The sequence below is a fragment of the Stenotrophomonas sp. P5_B8 genome (assembly GCF_054049855.1).
Window position 1 is genome coordinate 1 of sequence record NZ_JBFULO010000176.1, and the last position, 7,619, is coordinate 7,619.

General features: G+C 61.3%; 5 protein-coding genes. All 5 read right to left on the bottom strand.

Annotated features, from left to right (window positions below):
• Positions 1 to 489: RHS repeat-associated core domain-containing protein (locus ACXJKH_RS11195; protein WP_457319481.1), on the bottom strand; the 489-nt coding region annotated here is incomplete at its 3' end.
• A 112-nt stretch (positions 490 to 601) separates the two neighbouring features.
• Complete coding sequence (locus ACXJKH_RS11200) at positions 602 to 5,500, bottom strand: RHS repeat protein (RefSeq protein ID WP_457319482.1); 4,899 nt, start codon at positions 5,498 to 5,500, stop codon at positions 602 to 604.
• A 63-nt stretch (positions 5,501 to 5,563) separates the two neighbouring features.
• The gene (locus tag ACXJKH_RS11205) at positions 5,564 to 5,830 is read right to left on the bottom strand and encodes a hypothetical protein (protein WP_457319483.1); all 267 of its coding nucleotides are present in this window, start codon (positions 5,828 to 5,830) and stop codon (positions 5,564 to 5,566) included.
• Between the two features lie 285 nt (positions 5,831 to 6,115).
• Complete coding sequence (locus ACXJKH_RS11210) at positions 6,116 to 6,526, bottom strand: hypothetical protein (RefSeq protein WP_457319484.1); 411 nt, start codon at positions 6,524 to 6,526, stop codon at positions 6,116 to 6,118.
• Positions 6,523 to 7,359, bottom strand: a complete 837-nt coding sequence (locus tag ACXJKH_RS11215; RefSeq protein ID WP_457319485.1) for a tyrosine-type recombinase/integrase — start codon at positions 7,357 to 7,359, stop codon at positions 6,523 to 6,525. Before ACXJKH_RS11215 ends, ACXJKH_RS11210 begins: the two co-directional genes overlap by 4 nt.
• Between the last annotated feature and the right edge of the window lie 260 nt (positions 7,360 to 7,619).

Genomic DNA, 7,619 nt, shown 5'->3' on the forward strand with positions numbered 1-7,619 from the left:
ACCAATGACGGGCGTTGCTCGAATTATCGCGTAGGTCAACACAAGCGCCGCGGGACCAAATGTGTCGTACGCAGCAGGATCGCTTGCTACCGAATCAGCGTGTCGCTCTGCTGCGCGCTCCTGACGACCGTCAGGGTCATTAAACCGGTAAGGATTGTCTGCAGCGTATGTGTATCGGTTAAAGGATGATCCAGGATTTTCGTGTGGTGTCACCGGATCCACCGAGAGGAACACCCCCAGCTGCGGATCCATGTACCTTTGCTGCATCTGGCTTAGCCCAGTTGCAGCATCACTCACATGCCCCGCATACCCCGGCCCATCGGCAACAGGAGCACCTACGACAGCGCCATAAGGCTCGTAAGTGATGCGCTCGATCACGTTGCCGTTGGCATCACTCTTGGCTACTACCGAGCCCAAGGCATCGGTGTGGACGTACGTGACCGCTTGAGCGCTGACGGGGGACACCGCCGCCATGCTGGACATGAGCATCCAGCACACCTTCCCCTGCAGCCTACCGCGCCCTTGGGCCACCCTCTTGAGTGCTGCAGAGCATCGAGATATGCCGTCCACCACCTTCCTCAGGGCAATTGCGCGGACAAGGTCAGCCATCGATCTCTCCAATAGTCAGCACCTGCGGTGTAGGGGGATTCGACCAAGGCGAGCAGCCTGCGGCATTGCAAGCCCTCACTTGGTGCGACGCCGCGCAGTAGGTCTGGTTGCTTGAGCCAACCTGGGTCAACGGGCCGCTGTACACGTTTGCGATGCCATTCTTTAGCAACTCATACGTGGTAGCTCCCGCCACCGGCGTCCACCACACAGAGCAATTGATCCGTATCGGTGGCTTGGCCGACTGGAACTTGGTATTCGACGTAATCCTAGGCGTCGCAGGCGGCAGCGTAACCACAGTGGACGCAGTGTTGGAATACCCACTACAGCCTGCAGCGTTACACGCGAGGACACGATAACCGTAGTTGGCGTCCAATTGCCCGCTCACCGTGCGCGACGTGGCGCCCTCGCGCTGGACCTCACCCCAGCCGCCGCTGTTGACACTCTGCTCCAGCCGGTACTCCGTCGCCAACGCTACTGCGTTCCAGCTGACGGTGTAGCTGCCCGTGTTGCTCGAGGCAGGAGCGCTCACAGACGTCGCCTGCGGAGGCTGAAGCGATGCCACACTCACCACGTTGGAGTACACCCCACTCCAGCCAGCGTCGTTGCCGGCACGCACCCGATAGCTGTAGTTGCCGGTCGGCTTGCCCGAGATCGAAAGCCCAGTCGCGGCGAGTTCACTATAGACCGCCCAACCGGCGCCATTGGCGCTCTCCTCGACGCTGTACTTGTTGGCATCGGGTACGGAAGACCAGCTGACGGCAAAATTTCCGTTCAATGCCACGGCAGGTGCGGACAGGCCAGGTGAAACGCTGGGCGGCGAGAAGGCCACCACAGACACTGTCGCGGAGAACGGCCCACAACCGGCTGCGTTGCATCCGCGGACGCGATAAGCGTAGCTGGCAGCCGGACGTCCCGCGTACTGCATGGCGTTCGGTGTCGTGGTCGGACTGACGATGGACCAACTACCCGAACCCACCATCTCCTCCAACGCGTAGCTGCTGGCGCCGACGACAGCAGACCAACTAACAGTGTAGTTACCGTTGGGGGCCTGCGCGGGCGCAGCGAGCGCGGGAACGCCCGAAGGCGAGAGCTGCATCACGGTAGATGCGACTGCACTCCAGCCACTGCAGTTGGATACAGCCATGCAGGCGCGCACCCGATAGCTGTAGGTCGCGCCCGTCTTTCCGTTTGCTGCCCAGCTCACCGCTGCACCGGTCTGGATACCGCTCCAGCCTCCCGCATTGACCTGCTCCTGCAACTCATAAGCGGTCGCCGCATCCACTGCGTTCCAGCTCACCGCGTAGCTACCGGAATTACTGAACGCTGGCGCCTGCAACACAGGGGCCACCGGCGTAACGATTGTTGCCACTTCGGCCACCAGGCTTCCATTGAGGTGAACGTATTCAATGTTCTTGCCCTGGCGCGCATTGTTCTGGCGCCGCAAGACACCATCCTGGCCGTACATGGAAAGGATCGTGGCTCCCGCTGCATCGATGGATGCAATGCGACGACCATGCGCGTCATACCGGTAAGACTCGATGCCTACCGCACCACGCAACCGGTTTCCGTAGTCGAAGTTGAATGCCTGTCCGTTGCGGTTGCTGAGGTTGCCCTGCACCCCGTAGCTCAGGCCGATCGTGGTAGCACCGGCGTTGCTCTGGACGTTGGTCAGGCGATTGTTGCTGTCATACCAGTAGTTATGCTCTTTGACCCCGAGCAGCTTCGCGCCGCGCAGATTGTCGAGCACATCGTAGCTATAACGCATCACGCCATCGCCGCCAAATGCCGGGGAGATGGTCTGGGTAAGGCGGTCGAGCCCGTCATACTGCATGGATCGGGTGCGGCTGGCATCGAGTGCGTCGTCGATCCGGGACACGTTGCCGACGGCATCATACGCATAGGCGTTATCAAGCACGCCACCATCGACGACACGAGCAGGAAGCTGGCGGCTGCTCTGCGTCATGGTATGCACGATCCCATTGCCATAAGTGAACTGCCGCATTCCGCCATTGGGGTAATACGACACACCGCTGGCGTAACCTGCYGCTCGCGTTGGCTGCCCCAGCGCGTTCGGACCATAGTCAATGCTCATCCCGCTTGGATACACGACGCTGGCCAGCGCGCCGTTGGCGTCGTACCCATAGCCGAGTGACCAGTTGACCACTCCCGCCTGCTCCGCCGTTTCCCCAACCAGCAGACGCCTGCGATTGTAGGCATAGGTATTGATCGCCTGGCTGGCGCCCGCATCGTTGCTGGTCACAACCTGCGAAGGCCTGCCATCGTTGAAGTAGCTCCAGGTCTGGTTGCCGTTGCCGTCGGGAAAAGACAGCGTCTTGAGCCGATTGCGCGCGTCGTAGGTTCGGTCCACGCGCCGTCCTGAATCAAGCGCAGCCTGGACGTCGCAGTTGGCCGTACTGGCCAATGCAAGTCCCGACGCCGTCCAGATGACGTTGCCGGCGCCGTCATACCCGGTCGCCGTGGCGCCGGTCTCCGGTTCGACGGATTTGCACAGTTGCTGATGACCGTCATAGACGTAGCTGCGCGTGACAGAAAGTGTTCCGTCTGCGTTTCTTCGCCGAATCGAGGTGGGCTTTCCAAACACGTCCCGGGCGATATCGGTATAGGCGCCCTCTGGATGGTCGATCCAGACCGGGACGTCGTATCCGGGCTGGTCAAAGACCTGATAGCCGCTCACCGTCGCCTGGCCCCGCGGGTTTGTCGTCCGTGTCTGGCCGTTGGGCAGGTACTGCGTGACTGTGCTCAGCAAGCCAAGTTCGCTGTCCTGCGACACCGAGGTAGCCCGACCCAGAGCGTCGTAGTCGCTCCACGTGCCCGTAGTGAGCGTGTCGGTCGTCCCGGAATAGGACGCGAACACCTGCCGGCCTTCTTCATCGTAGGCAAAGCGCYGGAATCGCTGCGTTGCCGCGACATCGGCCGCATCGTACTCACGGGTGACGAGCGGTCGCCAGAGTGCGTCAAGGAAGGTTTCCTTTCGAGCGTTGCCGGTCGCCACCACCTGCCGCCAATGGCCCGGCCCAATCCCGTACTCGTCGGCGCCTACCTGGGCGAATGCCTGCGTGGTGACATTCCAGGCCACAGAGTCGGCTGCCGGATACGTGATGCTGGAGACTCGCCCCATCGCGTCATAGCCATACTGGGTGGCGAAGCCGTTCTCATCGGTGATCGAGGTGATCCAGCCATTGTCGTCGACGCTGGCGGCAAGACCCTGCCCATCCGCCCAGGTGATCGATTGCGGATTGCCGCGCTTCCAAGCGCCCAACGTGGTGGTATTGCCGTTGCCATCCTTGACGGTCGCTATTGTGCCATCAGCATGATAGGTGAGCGACTGCTGCAGCTTGCCGAACGACCACGACTGCGAGGGCATCGCGTTGCCATCAAACGTCGTCTGCGATACCACCGCACCGGTGTCTGCATTGGTTACCGCACTCACCTGACCAAGCAACCAGCGGGTTGTATCGTCGCTGTACTGCGTCGTGTCGGTGCGGGAGTGCCACGGACTTGCGCGGGTGGCGCTTGTCGGCCGAGCGTAGGCATCGAAACTATTTGTGGTGGCACGGAACGTGGTTCCGTCCTGCGACACCGTCGTACTGACCATCGGACGCACCTTCAGCGTGCCGATGTCATCGCCCCCGACCCTCAGGCCGTAGTTGGGATGGAAAGGCTGGCTCGCCAGTTGCGCATCGGTCATCAGCTCGGAACGGGTGGTTGAAAGCAGATTGCCTGCGGCGTCGTACGTTCTGGAGCCCATCAACTGCCCATCGKTCCAGGCATAGAGGAATCCATAGTCATAGACGACCCGGGAGCCGTCGGGCTTGTTGATCGTGTTTGCCTTGGTGGTCGGGCAGCTCTGGCACGGATAGGCAACCGGCTGACCGCCGCCCCACAACGCCTGCCGTTCACGCGTGTACGAGTAGGTCCATAGCAGCGGCTGTGGAATGCCAGGGCCGCTCAGTTCCTTCGATACCAGCGACATGATGTCGAACTGGTTCGGCGTACGCAGGACGTAGTAAAGATCCTGCCCGTTCACCCGACTGATGCATTCGCTGCGCTGCACACCGGCCCGATAGTGCCGAAGGTTGGTGAAGTTGAAGCGGCCTTGTGCACCTGACGGGTGCCGGGACACGACTTCATAACTGGCCTGCAGCGCATCCGGTCCGCCCGCACACGTGATGCCGGTCTCTCCATCCCAGAAGTCAAAACCCGGCTTGAGATTTCCCGCATAGGTGTACTGCCATGCGCTGCCGTCAGGCAGCATGACACCGCCCAGGTTTCCCGCACCATCGTAGCTGTAGGTCCAGTTCCGCCCGTTGGTGGAGGCCGTGACAAGACGGTCGCCCTGATAGGCCAGGTCCAGTCGGCGGACTTCGCCATTACGATCCTGAGCCACGATGGCCGTCGGATTGCCCTGCCCGTTGTAGCTATAGCTCAGCGTATTCCCGAAGCGATCGGTAACCTTGGTGGCAAGCAGGAACATCCGGGTGCGCGCAATCCTGACCGGGGGATACATCGGTCCACGGCTCTGCTGCATCGTGCCCGCCGGGCGTCCTACCGCGTAGTTGAATTCGAACCGACGCCCGTCGGCGGTCTGCATGGCAAAGCCCTCGCCGGACATGCCCGCCTGCATGGGAATGCAGCTGAAGGCATCGCGCTCGCGGCTGGCCCAACGGTGAGGGACGCCGTCATTGGGCACTGGCACGCCAGACTCGGCCAACAGCATGGGGCGATCGCCCTCGCCTGGGACATGGATGCTGAAGCCCTGGAAGATGTCGAAGATGCTGATTGCACCACTGAAGGATATCTGCGGCGCCACTGCGACCGAGCAACGCTGGTCGGTCAGCCCCCCGGTGGAATCCAGCCCCCTCCACAGCACCGCGCTATCGAAGGTTGCTGAGATATGGGGTACATCCAGATCCCAGTTGCCGATGCCCCGAAGCTAGGGCGCCGCAACGGGCTCGCCTGGGCCAATCGGCGTCAGCTCCACCGAGAATCGGCGGGTAAGGCGGACGGGCATACCCGAACCGGTCAACTCGATATCGGTGACGGCGAAATCGGTCGCGCCGTTGTAGACGCTGACACTGTCGCCCATCAACTCGCTTTTCAACGCGGTCAGCGTCTGGGCCGCCTCGACCCGCTTGCTGTATTCCTGATAGGGCTCAACGGCCCCGACCTCGCTCAGCATCATGCACAGCACAGCTGCCACGCCGACACGGCATGACCAAGAATTCCAGGCGCCCAAGCCCCCTCTCCCTGTTGTCAGCTCCTGCCGGAGCGTTCCTTTCGCGACATCGCTGTGCGGAATCTATCAGATATGAGCGGGGCGTGAACAAACAAACAGATGCAAACATGGAGCAACGCGACGGCTTAGTCCCACGGATCCTTCCGCTGCTCGACACGTCCGGCCGATCCGGAAGGGAACCGATGAATCAATGATCTTTTCAATCTCAAGGCCTCATTGATCAGGCTGATCATCGGACCTTAGCCCATTCTATGAAAGCTCTTTCACCAAGGCATTGGCCAGCAGCTCACGGTCACGGTCACGGTCACACACAATGAGATATCCGAGGCCACGCAACGGCAAGCAGCGATGATTTCTTGAAGCAATTTCAACCAACACCGCATGCAGATGGGATGTATTAGTCCTTGTCATCGCACTCAGGACAAGAACCGAGGTGCCGTGCTGATCAACAGGTACGAGCGCGAGCGAAACCAAGCGGATATCACCAAGGCCGCAGAACTTGCCAGCGTGCTTGATATACCTGTCGCATACCTCTTCGCTGAGGACGATGACCTGGCTGCCGCGATCTTGGCCTTCGTGAAGCTCCCAACCGAAGAGCGCCGGAGGATGCGAGAAGAGCTTGAGCGCTTGGCCGGGCAGCAGTCTGACTGATCGCGTCACGCGGCCAGCTTGGCAACTGCCGCCGCCAGGGTGTCCGGGGCCAGGTGGGCGTAGCGAAGAGTCATGGTGGTGTCTGCGTGTCCCAAGAGCGCGCGCACGGTCTTCAGATCCACTCCAGCCCGCACCAAGCGCGATGCGAAGTGATGCCGCAGGTCATGGAACCAGAACTGTTCAATGCGGGCGTCAGTGATCAGCTTGCCCCACCCCTTCTTGATGTCGCTCACCTCGAATACCTTGCCCGCACGGCGCTCGCCTGCTTGAGCGGTCCAACGCCGCAGGACTTCCACGGCTTCGGCGTTCAAAGGGATGTGACGTTGCCTCCCGGACTTGGCGTTCTCGGCGCGGATGGTCAACACCTTGGCTTCCCAGTTGATGCCCGCCCAGGTCATCGACAACAGTTCACCCCGCCGCATGCCGGTATTGATGGCTGYAAGGACCACCGGGGTCAGGTGATCGACATACCCGTCCAGCGGCAAATCAGGCAGAACCGCCTGCCGATACTTACGTCGGGCCGCATTGGCGTTCGCCCTGCCCCCTACACCAGCAAGATCGCGCGCTGCGAGTGCAGCTCGGAGCATTGCTTCTTCGTCCGGCGACAGGAGCCGCACTACCTTACGGCTTGCTGCTGATCGCCGTCGCATGCCCATCAAAGGATTGGCTTCGATCCACTTCCACTCGACCGCACGGGACAAGGCAGATCGGAGGCAAGCGAAGTCGCGCGCTACGGTAGCCTTGGTGACGGCATCCGGACCACTCACACACCCACTCCACCAACGCTCCATCGTGGGAATGTCGATTTCGATGATCTGACGACGCAGCAGCCACGGAAACACTGATCGGATGCGATCCGGGTACTGACGACCACCCTTGAGCTCAGCTACAGCCCAGGGTTCGAAATGTCGTTGAGSAGCRCTTCGAGSGTGCARCTRGTGGGCTTSGACTTYGCGAGYGMMGGCAAWCCRGACTGAACGTATTCAGCKACYGCYTGCCGGGCTTGGTCKCGRGCYTGRTCGAGYGWCAGRTGYTCKACCGAMCCTAAYGTACGACGCTTRCCGTGCGCCCAGGTAACGATCCAAGCCTTGTGCCCTGAGGG